This is a genomic window from Microcoleus sp. LAD1_D5 (genome assembly GCF_036702115.1).
GTDB lineage: Bacteria > Cyanobacteriota > Cyanobacteriia > Cyanobacteriales > Microcoleaceae > Microcoleus.
In genome coordinates, this window is sequence record NZ_JAUBSA010000002.1 from 98,958 (window position 1) to 114,135 (window position 15,178).

General features: G+C 46.5%; 14 protein-coding genes and 1 pseudogene. 4 read left to right on the top strand and 11 right to left on the bottom strand.

Going from position 1 to position 15,178, the window contains the following annotated elements; translation table 11 throughout:
- Positions 1–7 precede the first annotated feature (7 nt).
- From QUA70_RS01485 to QUA70_RS01520, 8 genes are all read right to left on the bottom strand, one after another.
- The gene (locus tag QUA70_RS01485) at positions 8–1,450 is read right to left on the bottom strand and encodes a cytochrome ubiquinol oxidase subunit I (protein ID WP_333344826.1); all 1,443 of its coding nucleotides are present in this window, start codon (positions 1,448–1,450) and stop codon (positions 8–10) included.
- A 273-nt stretch (positions 1,451–1,723) separates the two neighbouring features.
- Positions 1,724–2,197: a hypothetical protein gene (locus QUA70_RS01490; RefSeq protein WP_333327069.1), complete on the bottom strand. Its 474-nt coding sequence runs from the start codon at positions 2,195–2,197 to the stop codon at positions 1,724–1,726.
- Positions 2,172–3,377 carry an urease accessory protein UreH domain-containing protein gene (locus QUA70_RS01495; protein ID WP_333327068.1) on the bottom strand — a complete coding sequence of 402 codons (1,206 nt, stop codon included), beginning with the start codon at positions 3,375–3,377 and terminating at the stop codon, positions 2,172–2,174. Before QUA70_RS01495 ends, QUA70_RS01490 begins: the two co-directional genes overlap by 26 nt.
- A gap of 179 nt (positions 3,378–3,556) precedes the next feature.
- Complete coding sequence (locus QUA70_RS01500) at positions 3,557–4,624, bottom strand: LOG family protein (protein ID WP_333327067.1); 1,068 nt, start codon at positions 4,622–4,624, stop codon at positions 3,557–3,559.
- A 189-nt stretch (positions 4,625–4,813) separates the two neighbouring features.
- On the bottom strand, positions 4,814–5,137 hold the full coding sequence (gene trxA, locus QUA70_RS01505) for a thioredoxin (RefSeq protein ID WP_006631199.1): 324 nt from the start codon (positions 5,135–5,137) through the stop codon (positions 4,814–4,816).
- A 638-nt stretch (positions 5,138–5,775) separates the two neighbouring features.
- On the bottom strand, positions 5,776–6,939 hold the full coding sequence (locus QUA70_RS01510) for a GuaB3 family IMP dehydrogenase-related protein (RefSeq protein WP_333344828.1): 1,164 nt from the start codon (positions 6,937–6,939) through the stop codon (positions 5,776–5,778).
- Between the two features lie 23 nt (positions 6,940–6,962).
- The gene (locus tag QUA70_RS01515; protein WP_333410284.1) at positions 6,963–7,535 is read right to left on the bottom strand and encodes a hypothetical protein; all 573 of its coding nucleotides are present in this window, start codon (positions 7,533–7,535) and stop codon (positions 6,963–6,965) included.
- A 159-nt stretch (positions 7,536–7,694) separates the two neighbouring features.
- A complete protein-coding gene (locus QUA70_RS01520) occupies positions 7,695–7,937 on the bottom strand; it encodes a polysaccharide deacetylase family protein (RefSeq protein WP_333344832.1) in 243 nt (80 codons plus the stop codon).
- 221 nt (positions 7,938–8,158) lie between these two features.
- Between QUA70_RS01520 and QUA70_RS28500 the strand changes: the two genes are divergently transcribed.
- Positions 8,159–8,644 carry a hypothetical protein gene (locus QUA70_RS28500; RefSeq protein ID WP_445251602.1) on the top strand — a complete coding sequence of 162 codons (486 nt, stop codon included), beginning with the start codon at positions 8,159–8,161 and terminating at the stop codon, positions 8,642–8,644.
- A gap of 22 nt (positions 8,645–8,666) precedes the next feature.
- Here QUA70_RS28500 and QUA70_RS01535 read toward each other — a convergent pair whose 3' ends face one another.
- Positions 8,667–8,858 carry an NfeD family protein gene (locus QUA70_RS01535; protein ID WP_333344836.1) on the bottom strand — a complete coding sequence of 64 codons (192 nt, stop codon included), beginning with the start codon at positions 8,856–8,858 and terminating at the stop codon, positions 8,667–8,669.
- 26 nt (positions 8,859–8,884) lie between these two features.
- Entirely contained in the window at positions 8,885–9,091 is a 207-nt protein-coding gene (locus QUA70_RS01540) for an NfeD family protein (protein WP_333036967.1), read from the bottom strand.
- A gap of 214 nt (positions 9,092–9,305) precedes the next feature.
- Between QUA70_RS01540 and QUA70_RS01545 the strand changes: the two genes are divergently transcribed.
- The 3 genes from QUA70_RS01545 to rodA all read left to right on the top strand — a co-directional run bounded on the left by QUA70_RS01545 (position 9,306) and on the right by rodA (position 13,645).
- Positions 9,306–11,717: a tetratricopeptide repeat protein gene (locus QUA70_RS01545; protein ID WP_333344837.1), complete on the top strand. Its 2,412-nt coding sequence runs from the start codon at positions 9,306–9,308 to the stop codon at positions 11,715–11,717.
- 61 nt (positions 11,718–11,778) lie between these two features.
- Positions 11,779–12,126, top strand: coding sequence for a VOC family protein (locus QUA70_RS01550; protein ID WP_190661613.1), 348 nt, complete (start codon positions 11,779–11,781; stop codon positions 12,124–12,126).
- Positions 12,127–12,385: 259 nt separating this feature from the next.
- Positions 12,386–13,645, top strand: coding sequence for a rod shape-determining protein RodA (gene rodA / locus QUA70_RS01555; protein ID WP_333344839.1), 1,260 nt, complete (start codon positions 12,386–12,388; stop codon positions 13,643–13,645).
- Between the two features lie 582 nt (positions 13,646–14,227).
- Here the strand turns inward: rodA and QUA70_RS01560 are convergent.
- Positions 14,228–15,077, bottom strand: a pseudogene (locus QUA70_RS01560) (IS630 family transposase).
- Positions 15,078–15,178: the final 101 nt, after the last annotated feature.

The window sequence follows — 15,178 nt, forward strand, 5'->3', positions numbered from 1 at the left end:
AAATCTCCTATTGTTGTGCTTCTACGGGACGTTGATCGGGAATGTGTCCTGCGGGTTGACTTTCGACTGCAGGTTCATTGTCTAATCCCGGTAGCGGCAGAGTTAAATTAGGCCCTTGGCGGATAATTCTGCTGCCAAAATACAAGGCACAAACAAACAAAAAGCTGTAAACAACGGCAAAGAAACTGAGAGAAGTTAAAACATTGCTGGCGGGGATGTTTGACACCGCATCAGCAGTGCGAATTTGCCCGTATAAAGCCCACGGTTGTCTGCCGACACAGCGCACAATCCAACCCGATTCTACAGCAATATATCCCAGGGGAGCAGCTAATACCCAAGCGCGCATCAGCCCAGGTTGACTGCTAATATTTTCAGCAGAAAGTTTGCCTCGCATCCACTGAATTATACTGAACAGCATCAATCCCACAAAGAAGAATCCAATTCCGGACATGATGCGAAAACAATAGTAGATTAAACCCACCATGCGTGGTCTATCTTCGGGCTTCCATTCCTTCAATCCGAGTACGGGTTCGGAAAGTTTTTGTTTGAATTCCAGAACGTATCCTAAGCCATTGGGAATGCTCATTTCCCAGTCATTTTTTTGTGCTTTTTCATTAGGCAAAGCTAGCAAAGTCCAATCTGCTGACTCTCCCGCTGGTGAAGTTTCCCACTTAGCTTCGATTGCTGCTAATTTAGTGGGTTGATAGTGATAAACTTGTTCGGCGCTCAAATGTCCGATGTATATCTGCAAAGGTGCAACGGCGATTGCCGTCGCTATGGCAATTTTTAAAGACTTGGAAAAAAAGGCTTGGTTGCGCTTATTGAGAATGTACCAAGCGCTAATTCCCCCGATGACAAACAGCGAAGTTTCTAACGTCGCAAAAAACATATGGAGAATGCTGTTTAATGCGAACGGGTTCATAATTGCTTGAAAGTAATCGCTGACAATAAACTTGCCATTGACCATTTCTCCACCCGCAGGAGTTTGCAGCCAAGAGTTAGCGACTAAAATCCAGACTGTGGATAGGTTAGCGCCGAAGGCTACCATGATTGTAGCGAAATAATGGACGATCGGGTGAACGCGCTCCCAACCAAACAGCATAATTCCTAAAAAGCCGGCTTCTAGCATAAATGCCATTGAAGCTTCAAAGCCCAAAATGCTGCCAAAAAAGTCACCAACAGCTTCAGAAAATGGTGCCCAGTTTGTGCCAAATTGAAATTCCATCGGAATTCCTGAAGCTACTCCAATACCGAAGTTGAGGAGGTAGAGTTTAGACCAAAAACGAGCGTGGTGGTAGTAGTCGGGATTGCGAGTTTTTAGCCACATTCCTTCAACAATTACCAGATAAATCCCCATTCCAGTTGTCAGAACTGGCCACAGCATATGGAATATGGCGGTTAGCGCAAATTGCATCCGCGATAGCGCCACGGTGTTAGATAAGATATCCATCGTTATGTCCTTTAGTCAGTTCAAGAGAGGTTAGCTTGCACAAATTCCATAATGGACACTGGTTATAATGTAGTGTAAAAATTTGTGACATTTTGTAGAGTTGGCAATTTTTAAGGTTTTATACAGATTTCGGTTGTATTTTCTTGTATGTTAAAATAGGTAGATTATGATTTGCCGTTGGTGGGGGCGGGTTTATGAGATTGTGGGTTTTAGGCATTTATTGTCGGTGAACCCCCCCCTACAAGATTTATGTTCGGTGATGGAAAGATTATCTTAGCGAACCGTGACTGTATAAGTCAGTTTAAAGGGTTTAAAATTAGCTTTGTTTTGGGCTGTTCCGCTCAATTCAAGTTCGTAAATCCCTGCCTTGGGAAACACGATATCAGCTCCCGGAATCCCTTGATATTTCTCCGCAGATATGGCTTTCAAAGGCGGCTGCATCAGCGGCTTATCCCCATCTTTGCGCTCTTTCGGATAAACAGCCAATTTGCAATTACACTGCTCTAGTGGGATAATTTGACCGCCCCTGCGAGTTAGGGCAAACCACACTCTCGCAGGCTGTCCGGCGCGGGGGTTGTGGTTGGGTTCTAGGTGAAAGGTCGCTGCTACATCTCCTGATACTTCGACTTCGTGCGCCAAAACTGAAATCGAGTTTAAGTGCGAGGCACTGGGAATTGCTGCTTCAATTAGCAATCCCAAAAAAACTAACAATCCCAAACTTTTACTTTTGTTTGACAGGCGAAACATAAAACTTCTCCAGTGATAAAATTGACCAAAATAAGCGCGATCGCACAAACATAACTAACACCACAACCACCGCTAACACCGCTGTCAGCAGTTGATTGTGCAACTTCCATTCAAAACCGCCGAGATAGTGGGAACCGATGAGTGCCGCGTGTACAGCGCACAGCAGGAAAGCTGGAACGCTTAACAGGTGAAGCATTCGCCACAGTTTGCCTAAAAAATTTTGAATACGATCGCAACTTGTAACCGCCGCCGGCAACATCAAAATTAGGGCCGTCATCCCAGCCACCATTCCCAACTGGTGCTGCGGCAACATAAAATATAGCGCGTCAAAATTCCATTTCAGCGTATGATCCAGCATATGAAACGTGTGTGCGAGTGCTAAGACAAACGCGCCCACACCCAAGGCGCGGCGGTAGCGCAGCAGTTGCGGCAAAAACTTGCTAACCGGACGCGCCAACAGTGCTAGCATCAAGCACAGCAGCGCTGCGTGGCCTGTGAAATCGACCATTTCATCGGTTCGCAGCAAGGTAAGAATCCCGATCGCCACCGTCACCCACCCACCCGCACGAAACAGTTGACTGCGCTTGTCCGCGCTCAATCTGCCAGCAAAAAAACCCACTCCCAGCATAGTTGGCAGTGTGCCGAGTCCAAAAGCCAGCATCGTCGCCGCACCCAAAACCGGGTTTCCGGTTTCCGCCGCCTTAATCTGCGCCGCGTAGAGGAAACCGCAGGGAATCAAACCCCAAAGCAAACCCAAAGCAACCGGCACCCACCATTTTTTTTGTGCCGAAAGCTTGCTCATTGCTTGTCCGACTCGATCGTGCGACATTGGGTGCAGCAGCGGCAATCTGGGCAGCAAGTTCGGTTTAATTTGCACTACTCCGAACCAAATCAGCATCGTGCCCGTCAGAAGTGCGATCGCGCGTCGCAATTCGCTACCCGTACCTGCCAAAAGTCCGCCAGCAATTAACACTGATCCCAGCCCGCCAATTGCAGCACCAACCAAAGCGTAAGCAGCAATTCTCCCCAAATTTAGCAGCAAATGAAAGCGGAAAGCAGCTAATTTATCGTTGCCGGAATTAGAAAGAGAAAACGCCATTGTCAGCGGGCCACACATCCCCGCGCAGTGACCGAAACTGCCGAGAAATCCCAAAGCGCTAATTAGCAGCAGGTCTAGCATTTTGCTGTTTTTTTCCCAAACAACGCCATCAAGATATTGACAAGATTTTCTTTTGCTATTGCACGCTTTTTTCTTGATTTTTTACAAAAATTTATCTCATTCGATCGCTTTTGTCAAAAGACAAGTTGTCAAACTTCTCTCAGGCCTCACCCATATCAAAAATGACTGATGACTAATAACTACTTTTGTTCTGGATGCGCCGCCGCCGGCGAAGCTGCACCCATTTGATTTATAGCAGCAATTAGCTGATAAAGTCGCCCTAAATCCCGCTGGTTGAAATGCAAAGTCAGGCGCGGCAGCTCGAAAGTTGCATCTCCTATTTCCGGTTCCAAAGCTTGACTTTTTTCAATTTTTCCGGTGACAACAATATCGCTAAAGTCAGTATTTAGCCGATCGACATTCTCCTCAGAAAGCTCTGTTTTCAAGCGAATTACCAATTTTTCGCGCACGTAGCGGCAGGAGTGATAAACCAGATAAAAACTACCGATCGCCTCGCAAGCGACATTTATATCATCAGTAATCGTATATAGGCTGCGATCGTCGGGTGAAATCAAACCCCGACCGCGCAATTGTTTTTGCACAAAATAATTCCAATCAAGCCAATAATCTCCTCCCGGTCGATCGATCAATACCACAGGAGCCGGCCCGAACTTGCCAGTTTGAGTCAAAGTCAGACACTCAAAAGCCTCGTCCAGAGTGCCGAAACCGCCCGGAAACAGAGCCAAAGCATCGCTCTCCCGGAGAAAAAATAACTTGCGAGTGAAAAAATATTTAAAATTGAGCAATTTGGGATCGCCCGCAATGAAAGGATTAGAACTCTGCTCGAAAGGTAACTGAATGTTGAGCCCAAAAGAACGTTCAGCAGTCGCCCCCTCGTTCCCCGCCTGCATAATCCCGCCGCCGCCGCCAGTAATCACCATAAACCCCTGCTGGGCGATCGCCCGCGAAAAGTCTCTGGCCATCAAATATTCCGCAGATTGCGGTGACACCCTCGCCGAACCAAAAATCACAATTTTGCGAACGTGTCGGTAAGGATAAAACAGCTCAAAAGCGCTCTCCATATCTCGGAGCGACGCCGCAATAATTTTCCAGTCAAGGCGATCGAGATCCTCTCCAGTCATTTGCACTATAGTAGAGAGCGATCGTTCGATCCACTCAGAGTGCTTCAACATTGGGAAGCGATCGATCAAATCGATCAATTCAGCTTGGAGGGACTCAAAACCTTGACCAGACCCAGAAGAAATCATGAATTTTTCCGAAACGGTAACTATTTGTCGCTACTAAAAATTAAGGGGCAAGCTAAATTTAGAAGCTAATAGCGACCAGCAAATTGCCCTGGTGGCCACTAATAACTTTTCCAGTAGCTTTGCCCCGGTTCTGAAGCGAGTTAGCTTTCGCGGCCCAAAAAGAACAGCGCGAAACCGCTCGCAGTTGGGTTAAATGTACTTTTCCAGAGTGTTGGCCAGAGTAGTTTTCGGAACTGCCCCAACCACCATATCCACCCGTTGACCGCCCTTAAATATCATCAGCGTCGGAATGCTGCGGATACCGTATTGGCTGGCCACGTTAGGATTCTCGTCGGTATTAACTTTTACTACCTTGACCTGCCCTTCATATTGTTGAGCAATTTCGTCTACGACGGGTGCCACCATCCGACAGGGCCCGCACCAGGGAGCCCAAAAATCCACTAGAACTGGAACTTCGCTATCGAGCACTTCCTGCTTAAAGGTAGAGTCGGTTACTTGCGCGGCTGCTGACATCCCTAGCCATCCTTGTAAATACTATTTCTCGGATAACAAGTCTAGCAAAAAATGTAACCACTTGCGTCAATCGATTTTAGATTTTAGATTTTAGATTAAAGAATTGAAGCATTGACCCCACGGATAAATTCCGGGGGCAAGTTTCATCGGATACAGGTTTTTTATTTCTCGACGGATGAATCCGGGGGCTTGTATCCTGGATGATGAAGGTCAACGATTTTAAGAGAAGGCTTCTGAAGGAAGAAGCAAGAGGGAAGACGGTAGAAGGAAGAAGGCACAAGGTTTCTGAAGGCACAAGGCACTTATGTTTCCGAAGGCACTTATGTTTCCGAAGGCAGAATACACTTATGTAGAAGAAAAATTCTCCCACTCCCCGACTCTCCCACTCTCTCACTCTGGGCCTCTCCGGAGCTAAAAGCCTCAGTCCTGTATCTAGTAAGCAAGAGCCAAGATTTCCGGCAAAAAAGGAACCGCCCGAACAGTAGTCCGGGCGGAGTGTGGTGTGAGGAGTGAACGGAAACATTCGTCTCCGCTTCTTCTATTGTGACATCTCCTTCTCGATAATTCCACAATATTCTGTAAATTTCGAGACTCTTGAACAAATTTTGTCAAGGTATGCTGGTATTTAATCGGTAAATCTACTTACCCATGCCCAACTGCTGAGCTTTTTGATAGACTTTACCCTCGGTCAGCAGAGAAGGAGCAATTACCACCTCCACTTGCTGCATCTCCTTAAGATCCTTAGCGCCCAAGGTACCCATGCTAGTTTTCAGAGCTCCGAGCAAGTTGTGCGTACCGTCATCTAGCACCGCAGGCCCCCGCAAAATTTGCTCCAAAGTACCCGTAGTCCCCACGCGAATGCGAGTGCCTCGCGGCAAAACCGGGCTGGGAGTCGCCATCCCCCAGTGAAAGCCGCGGCCAGGAGCTTCGGCGGCCCTGGCAAAGGGCGAACCAATCATCACTCCATCGGCACCACAGGCAATGCACTTGCAGATATCGCCGCCAGTAATTAAACCGCCGTCAGCAATCACCGACACATATTTGCCAGTTTCGCGATAGTAGTCGTCCCGCGCGGCGGCGCAGTCTGCTACCGCTGTGGCTTGGGGAACGCCGACACCCAATACGCCCCTAGATGTGCAAGCAGCCCCCGGCCCAATGCCCACGAGAATGCCCGCAGCGCCAGTTTTCATTAAATTCAGGGCGACTTCGTAGGTCACGCAGTTACCCAAAATTACTGGGATCGGCATTTCTTGACAGAATTGAGTCAAATCTAAAGATGAGATCGATTCAGGGGAAAGGAAAGCTGTCGAGACTACAGTTGCTTGCACAAAAAATATATCGGCTCCCGATTCAGCAACCGCCCGGCCGTATTTGCTCGCACCGGCCGGTGTACCGCTGACGGCGGCAATCCCTCCTCCTGCTTTAATTTCTTTAATTCTGAGCTCGATTAATTCTGGCTTGATGGGTTCGGCATAAAGTTCCTGCATCAGGGAAACAAATTCGTGGTTCCCCACACTGGCGATGCGCTCTAATATTGGCTGGGGGTCGGCATAGCGGGTTTGAATTCCTTCTAGGTTGAGCACGCCCAGTGCTCCCAATTCCGACAGCAAAATGGCCATGCGGACATCGACTACTCCGTCCATTGCGCTGGCGATAATCGGGATTTCTCGATCGATCCCGCCAATCTGCCACTTGGTATCTGCCAAACTCGGATCGAGGGTGCGCTGTCCTGGTACGAGCGCGATTTCATCTATGCCGTAAGCTCGGCGAGCACTTTTGCCCCGCCCAATTTCAATATTCACGCTGTTTCACTTCCACAATGTATTTAAATTAGAGTAACAAAATCGTAGCCTGTCAGCAGGTAGCGATCGCACGCCTGTCTTTCAAAAAAGCTCGGCACTGATTCTGATTGTATTCTGATTATATGAAATCGAAGGGGATACTTTTCCTCAGCAACGGCCACGGGGAAGACTCGATTAACTGTCAAATTCTCAAAGCTTTGAGAGTATCTGGCGCGGATGTTGATGTCTCGGCAATGCCGATTGTAGGTGACGGGGCTGCTTACGCGCGATCGACCGTGCCAATTATTGGGCCCACCAGTCAAATACCGTCTGGGGGAGTTTTTTACATGAGTCCCCTGTTTTTCCTCAAAGATATTGGGGCGGGGCTGATTGCTTTGACTTGGCAGCAATTGCAAGCTGTTTGGACGCATTCGCGTCGCTGCGATTTGGTGGTGGCGACTGGGGATATTGTCGCGGTGGCGATCGCCCCCGTCGTGCATCACCACAATCGAACCCGATCGCACATTTTCACTCACCCGATTTGCGATATCTTCCGCCGTGTGTGTTTTTTCATAATCTTGGGAATCCACATCCCACATAATCAACTTTTTGTGCATTTGGGATAGCAAATAAGACAAAACCACAAATCGCCTACCCCAAGGGGGCCGAAAACTAATATTGTCTTGCTTAACCCCAACTTCCTACAAACGTTTGTCCCTTTTTTCAATTTCAGACAGCAAAACTTCCCTGGGTTTAAACATCATATCTTTGTGAGATTAGGAATGGTTTGCCAACTCATCTTCCCTCGCGACAATCATTTGCACGATTTCTGGATGTTTCTCAATATTGCGCCCGATTTCAAAAAAAGTTGCTTTAACTTGATAGCGGTCTAAGATATCTAAAAGCTGATTGGTATAGGGAGGATAGGGGCCATCGTCGTAGGTGAGGGCAACAACTTTCACGTCGGTATCGGCGCGGTTGATGCCGAAATAATTGTAAAATTTAGTACCTTTAATCAACAGCGATACAGCGAAAAATCACGCTATGGTGAAAAGCAGAAACTTTTGTAAATTTTTACCAATTCGCATAGCTGCACGCACTCAATCGAAAATGAAAGTGGAGGGTTTTCAGATTACCACAATTGGGAAGCTAAATCCTTAAACTATTTTATCATTAATTAGACCTCTTGCAAAAATAATTAGGACGGGCTCTCCGACCCATCAATTGATGAAAAGGATTTTTGCAAGAGGTCTATTATTGTCCATTCCGAGATTTTTCAGTTTTGGCGATCGCACAGTATCTAGAGGCGGCGATCGCCATTCCCGTTGTAGGCCCGATCGGGCGTACTTGCGTAAGTCATGTTGCAATTAACAGAGGTGATGAGTGCGATCGCGCGCTTGAAGAGAAATGTATCGAAATAGAAACGCGATCGCAAATTTTATTTTTCTGCCCTCCGATAACTCCCCACCTACCGATTGTTTACCAACTACGTTTCAACTATCAGAGTAATGTTGTCAAGTCTCACAACGCGAACAACTTCACCGGGTTGCAAAGTTATTTCTCGAACGCATTTGGCAGGCCACCAACTGCTTTGAAATCGCACACTACCGGACTGATTCGGTTTAATTTCTTCTTCAACGATCGCTCTTTCCAAATGGCTGACAGTCATGATTACTTTCTCCTGCTTCTAGGTTGGCCTGAACGTTGGGAGGCTATAAACCTATAGCTCGACTCCCTAACCCATTGATTTATAACGCGGCTTCCACTATCAAAGTAATATTGTCAATTCCGACTACGCGCACCACGTCACCAGGCTCAAAAGTTATCTCTAGATCGCACTTCGCCGGCCACCAACTGTTTTGGAAACGAACGCGACCGGACTCATTAGGTCGAATTTCTTCATCCACGATCGCTTTTTCGGAATTGTCAAAATTCATCATTGCTTACTCCCGATTGTAGATTTGCCTTAACTTTCAGAATTGATCGCAAACGACGCTGCAACAATCAAAGTAATATTTTCAATCCCCACGACGCGAACCACCTCACCGGGTTCAAAAGTCATGTCTCGATCGCACTTCGCCGGCCACCAACTGTTTTGGAAACGAACCCGGCCGCATTCTTGAGGGCGAATTTGTTCATCCACGATCGCTGTTTCAACATCGTTAATAGACATAGCTGCTTGCTCCAGAATATAAACTCGACTCGATTTGTGTGTAAGTTAGAAGCTTGTCTGTCAACTTCCCCTCCACACTCAACAGTATCCCCGGCCAACCTCGGCCGTGTCAGTCGGTAAAAGTCTATACAAGTCCACTGTTTGAGGGTGTAAGCGAGTCGGAAAAAGTCTGTTAAAGTTGTGTCATATTGGTAACGCTAAACCTGGTGACTCAATGGAAGCCGATCGTGCACTGGATTTTACCAACTCGTTACTTGTGGCTCGAAACCTGAAAACTCTCGACAACCTTGAGTGCGCGATCTTTCGCGAAGCTTGGCAAGGAGTGCAAGGCAGGACGTACCAACAGGTTGCAGATAGTGAAGGGTATGGAGTAGGGACTGTTAAGGATGCTGCCTCTAATTTGTGGAAGCGGCTTTCAGCTTTGTTTGGAGAAGGCGAAAAAGTCAAAAGAGACAACCTTCAAGCGGTTGTAGAGCGGTATTGGCGCAGCTACTCGAAACTAGAACCGCAGTCGGGACAAACTGTTCCGGCCCAAGTATCTCTCGGACTAGATGCGGATTTGGAAATCGAAAACCCGAACTTTTTGGGCCGCTTCGGGGCGATCGAAGATCTCAATACTCTTGTCGCCCAAGGAGCTAAAGTGATTGTCATCCAAAGTGCCGGCGGTATCGGCAAAACGACTTTGGCCAGACAGTATCTCAAATCTCAAGGGTTCGATCGGGTAATTGAACTGTTCATGGCAAAAGAGACAGAGAACATCACGGCCTTGGAAAGCGCGATCGAAGAATGGCTCAAGCAAGACTTTCAAGAAGAACCAGGGCCCGACTTTGGCGTCACCCTGGGGCGGCTGAAGCGACAGCTTCAGACTCACAAAGTCGGCGTATTGATTGACAATTTGGAAGCCGCACTCGACGGACAAGGTAAGTTTATTGAACCGCACCGGCTTTACGTGGAACTGTTGCGAGTTTTGGCTGATGCAGCGGTGCAGTCGGTAACGCTGATTACCAGTCGCGATAGACTGTGCGATTCTGATGTCACCGTAGAACACTACCTGCTTCCGGGATTGGAAGTTGAAGTTTGGCGGCAGTTTTTTAGCGCCCGCAATATCAATATAGATGATGTCGCCCTCAAGGAAATGCACAAAGTTTACGGCGGCAATGCTAAAGCAATGGGCATTATTTGCGGCACGATTCGAGAAGATTTTGACGGAGATATGGCAGCTTACTGGCTGGAAAACAGCGATCATCCACTGGTTGAAACAGACTTAAAAAATTTAGTTACCAGTCAGTTTAACCGCCTCCTCGAACTCGATGCCGAAGCCTATCAACTCCTCTGTCGCTTGGGCTGTTACCGATATCAAGACGTGCCGACAGTCCCTACTGACGGACTTTTGTGTTTGTTGTGGGACGTGCCCGAAGCCGGACGCCGACAAATCATTAAATCGCTGTTGCACCGATCGCTAGTCGAGTCTCAGAAGGGCGAATACTGGCTGCATCCAGCAATTCGGGAAGAAGCGGTCGATCGGCTCTCGCCCGGAGACTGGGAAACTGCAAATCGCAAAGCAGCCGAGTTCTGGACAGAGAGTGTTGAAGATATTGAAACTGTAGAAGATGCCCTGAAAGCTTTTGAAGCTTACTATCATTATGTGGCAATTAGCTGTTTCGAGCAGGCCGCGAGCGTCATCCTCAAAAAAATCAATATCCAGTTTGCCAAAGATTACAAGCTCGGCCGAGCACTCTACAAATTAGGTTTCTTGCAGCCAATAGTTTCAGCAACTACTCGCATCGTCAATAATGTGACTTCTGATTATTATTTGAGCGGTTTATACAGTATTTTAGGCATTTGTTACCGGATCTTAGGCGAAATAAATCAAGCCATAGAATGCCACCAAATATCGGAAATAAAAGCTACTAAATCTTTGCAAATTATAGCGAAAAGCAGCGAACCGGAAAACGGCAAACAAGCTAATCTGGAATTCTGGAAAGTTAACGCTGCCATTAATATAGGTTTTTGTCAAATAGAAATGGGCGAATTAGAATCAGCTATGGAGATATTTGTCAAGCTGAAAACTTCGCGGGACGAAATCGGGATTAATAGCTATTCGATAAATGTCGGGTTAGCTTTCCTCAACTCCTGTATCGGAGCCAAAAAAGAGGCGGAGGAACTCGCCGAAAAACTTTATGCCGATCGGGAAGACAGTCAGTTGGTGGGTACGGGATACAAGTTAGTTTTTCTCGCCGCCACCTATCAAAACCTGGGAGAGACAGAGAAAGCTTTGAGCTTGTACCGCCAAGCGATCGCCCAAGCCGACCAAAACCAGTACAGCACTATCAAAGCCAAAGCTCTCAGCGGTATAGCAGCGCTGTACCGAGAACGGGGAGAATTTGACCAAGCCCTGCAGCACCATGCAGAAGCAATAGAAATACTCGATCGTGCCAGCGCTAAATTAGACCGAGCCGAAGCTTGCTATCAACTAGCACTAACAGAACAAAAACTTGGTAACATCGAGAAAACTCAAGAAAATTTTGACCGCGCCATTCAACTGTTCAGCGAAATGGACGCTAGCAAACAATTAGAAAAAGTACAGTTAGCCGCGACCAAAAAAACAGAAAAAATACCTAATTAATCGAGCAAAAAATCCGAAAATAGATACAATAAATGAAAGAACAACCATAAAGTTTGTAGATATGAAACTAAAACGATTGGGACACGTAGCCGTCTGCGTGCAAGACATAGAGAAGTCTGCTGAATTCTACCGCAACTTGGGTATGGAGTTAGTCTGGAAAGATGCAGACTGGGCTTATTTGAAAGCAGGAGAGGACGGATTGGCGCTGTTGAGTCCGAGTTACGACCAAGCAGGGCCGCATTTTGGGTTTGTATTTGACGATCGTACCGAAATGGAATCCGCCTACGAACAACTCAAAGCTGATGGTGTTTCCGTCACCCACATCCACGAACACCGCGACGGTACTGCATCCTTCTACGGCAGAGACCCCGACGGTAACGGCTTCGAGTACCTTTACGAACCGGCCTGACTATTTTCGGACTTGCCGATTGCGATCGGGCTAAATCCGCGTAAGGTGCGCGGCCTGGCGCACCCTACTGATTAGTGTGTCCGCGCACTCAAGGCCCGTTGCGGACGGCCCGGAACCTCCCTAAAACTCGCCGAATAAAGTTACATACTTACACCGACGCTTCTACAGTAAGGTGCAGACTCTGAATCCGAAATATATCCACAACTTCCGAAAATCGGCTCCATAATCTAAAATCTAAAATCTAAAATCTAAAATCCTCATGTTGCAGAGAATACAAGTCAGAAACCGCTGGAAATCAATCTTCAAGCCCTGGGAAGAAGCAGACCCTTGGCTGTTTGCCGCTTGCATCGCCCTCACCATCTTCGGGGGAATCATGATCCGCAGCGTCGAAATCAACCAGGGGCTGATCGACTGGTGGCGGCACTGGGTAACAGGGGCAGTCGGTTTGTTCCTCGCCATCATCATTTCCCGCTGCCGTTACCAAACACTGATTGAGTGGAAATGGCCGATTTATATATTAATCAATTTGTCCCTGATCGCAGTGCGGTTTATCGGTACTACAGGACTCGGTGCCCAGCGGTGGATCAACATCGGCGGCTTCTACCTGCAACCGTCAGAATTTGCCAAAGTAGGCATGATTGTCACTTTAGCAGCTCTCCTGCACGACAAGACTGTTCCCACGGTGGGTAATATGTTGAGGATGCTGGCGATTATGGCTGTACCCTGGGGATTGATCTTTGCCGAACCAAATTTAGGTACTTCCTTGGTGTTCGGCGCGATCACAATGGGGATGTTTTACTGGGGAAATGTCAATCCCGGCTGGCTAATATTGCTATTCTCTCCTCTAATCTCAGTTCTTTTCAATAACCTGTCTACACCGATTTGGGTAGCGTGGGTAGTTCTTGCGGGTATTATCGCTTGGCGAACCCTGCCTTGGCCTTGGCTGGGGACTTTCGGTGCTGTGTTGGTGAACGTTGTTTCTGGACAAGTCGGACAGCTTTTTTGGAATGTACTCAAGGATTATCAAAAAATGCGTCTGACAGGGTTTTTAAACCCCGAGAAAGACCCTTTAGGCAGCGGATATCACTTGATTCAATCTCGGATTGCTATTGGGGCCGGGGAACTCAAAGGCAGGGGTTTGTTTCAGGGAACGCAAACTCAGCTTAACTTTATTCCCGAACAGCATACAGACTTTATCTTTTCAGCTATTGGCGAAGAATTGGGGTTTATTGGCTGCATTTGCGTGCTGTTGGTGTTCTGGATAATTTGTTTCCGGTTGGTGACGATCGCTCAAACTGCTAACGATAATTTTGGTTCTTTGCTGGCGATCGGCGTACTGTCAATGTTGATTTTTCAGGTGTTCGTAAATATTGGGATGAACATTGGCTTGGCTCCGGTTACGGGCATTCCCCTGCCTTTCCTGAGTTACGGGAATGCGTCGCTGCTGAGTAATTTTCTCGGCCTGGGACTGGTGGAGGCGGTGGCAAGCCAGCGACAGCGCAATAAGCGTTGGAATTAGATAATTGGCAATTGCTAATTGCTAATGGGTTCTGAGAATGCGATCGCGCTTTTGATTTCTTTCGAGAGATTCTGCGGGCGATCGCATTTTTTTTCGCTCGACCTAGCCACATCTAAGTTTTACGCTTCCTGAGCCGAGCCTTGATGACTGTCAATCGATTTTAGATTAAAGATTAAAAATTAAAGAATTGAAGCATTGACCCCACGGATAAATTCGGGGGGCAAGTTTCATCGGATACAGGTTTTTTATTTCTGGACGGATGAATCTGGGGGCTTGTATCCTGGATGATGAAGGTCAGGTTTGATAAAATTCTTGTGGGGTGCGCGCAAGAACCCGCCCCAAAATAAAATTTAGAGGCCAAACAGCTTAAGTATATCAACTCAATTAAACCACTCCTGACGCAAACAATAAATGCTTTTGTGCGCTATGGGTAAGCCACTATCTGTGCAGTGGACTCCCTAATGAGGACGTTCTTAATGCCTAAAACCGTTGCTATTACTACATCTTTTTTTCCTTTTTCCTTCTTCCTTCTTCCTTCCATCCGTTACATCCGTTATAGTCATTTCAAATAAGTATGAGACACTAGACTGCACAATAAGCACGAATAATTTCATCAAGAGATGTGCCAGGAGACGCATACATTTTAGCTCTCTTTAATGCACTAAAATCATGCTCAATATCATTTAAGTCAGGAGAGTATTTTGGTAAAAATATTATCTGATGACCCGCCTCCTCAACCAATAGTCTAATGACCGTCTTACGATGAATGGGTGCATTATCCATAATTAATATAGATGGACTTGTTAAATCTGGTAACAAATATAAAGATAACCATCCTTCAAATCCTTCTGCATTCAAACTACCCATAAAGAGCATTGGTGCAATTAAGTCCTTCTTTCCTTTTCTTCTTGCTGCTACTAAATTTTCTCTTTTCCCCCGTTTTCCTGGTCTTTCACCATAGACTTTTTTTCCTCTTTGTGCCCAGGCACAAACACAACCTTCAAATTCCTCAAATCCAGATTCATCAATAAATACAATGCTTTTACTGCCATAAACTTTAATTAATTCTCTCAGATATCTGTAATATTTTATTCTTGATTCTCGATTTATTTCTTGATAGCGAAATTGTTTTTTTTTCTGGTAATTTTCAATTTTTTTAAGGCATAGCAGATGGCACTCGGTCTGACGCCTGAAATTTCTTGCTCTTTCTACTAATCTTGCTGAGCGGATTTTTTTCAACATCTTTTTTGAGGGCTTCCCAATCTAGCTTTCGTTGACGGTGCTTGACCTGAGTTGGTCGAAGGTCTTCCCTACCTAACCATCTATAAATTGTTGCTCTTCCTACCTTAAATATGGCAGCAGCTTTCGTTATACTCCCTCCATTTTCCACATGATTGACTACTTTTTGTCTTAGATCTAGACTGTAAGCCATTTTTTTCTAATTAACTATTTTTAGCGATTTTATCATGATCTGACCTCTGTCTCACATTTATTTGAAATGACTATACATCCGTTACCGAACTTCCTTCTTCC

Bases quoted from the DNA above. Each gene is read 5' to 3' on its own strand.
- QUA70_RS01515 (WP_333410284.1), bottom strand. From the start codon at position 7,535: ATGCACAAAAAGTTGATTATGTGGGATGTGGATTCCCAAGATTATGAA.
- QUA70_RS01495 (WP_333327068.1), bottom strand. From the start codon at position 3,377: ATGCTAGACCTGCTGCTAATTAGCGCTTTGGGATTTCTCGGCAGTTTC.
- QUA70_RS01535 (WP_333344836.1), bottom strand. From the start codon at position 8,858: ATGATGAATTTTGACAATTCCGAAAAAGCGATCGTGGATGAAGAAATT.
- QUA70_RS01540 (WP_333036967.1), bottom strand. From the start codon at position 9,091: ATGTCTATTAACGATGTTGAAACAGCGATCGTGGATGAACAAATTCGC.
- QUA70_RS01500 (WP_333327067.1), bottom strand. From the start codon at position 4,624: ATGATTTCTTCTGGGTCTGGTCAAGGTTTTGAGTCCCTCCAAGCTGAA.
- rodA (WP_333344839.1), top strand. From the start codon at position 12,386: ATGTTGCAGAGAATACAAGTCAGAAACCGCTGGAAATCAATCTTCAAG.
- trxA (WP_006631199.1), bottom strand. From the start codon at position 5,137: ATGTCAGCAGCCGCGCAAGTAACCGACTCTACCTTTAAGCAGGAAGTG.
- QUA70_RS01490 (WP_333327069.1), bottom strand. From the start codon at position 2,197: ATGTTTCGCCTGTCAAACAAAAGTAAAAGTTTGGGATTGTTAGTTTTT.
- QUA70_RS01550 (WP_190661613.1), top strand. From the start codon at position 11,779: ATGAAACTAAAACGATTGGGACACGTAGCCGTCTGCGTGCAAGACATA.
- QUA70_RS01485 (WP_333344826.1), bottom strand. From the start codon at position 1,450: ATGGATATCTTATCTAACACCGTGGCGCTATCGCGGATGCAATTTGCG.
- QUA70_RS01545 (WP_333344837.1), top strand. From the start codon at position 9,306: ATGGAAGCCGATCGTGCACTGGATTTTACCAACTCGTTACTTGTGGCT.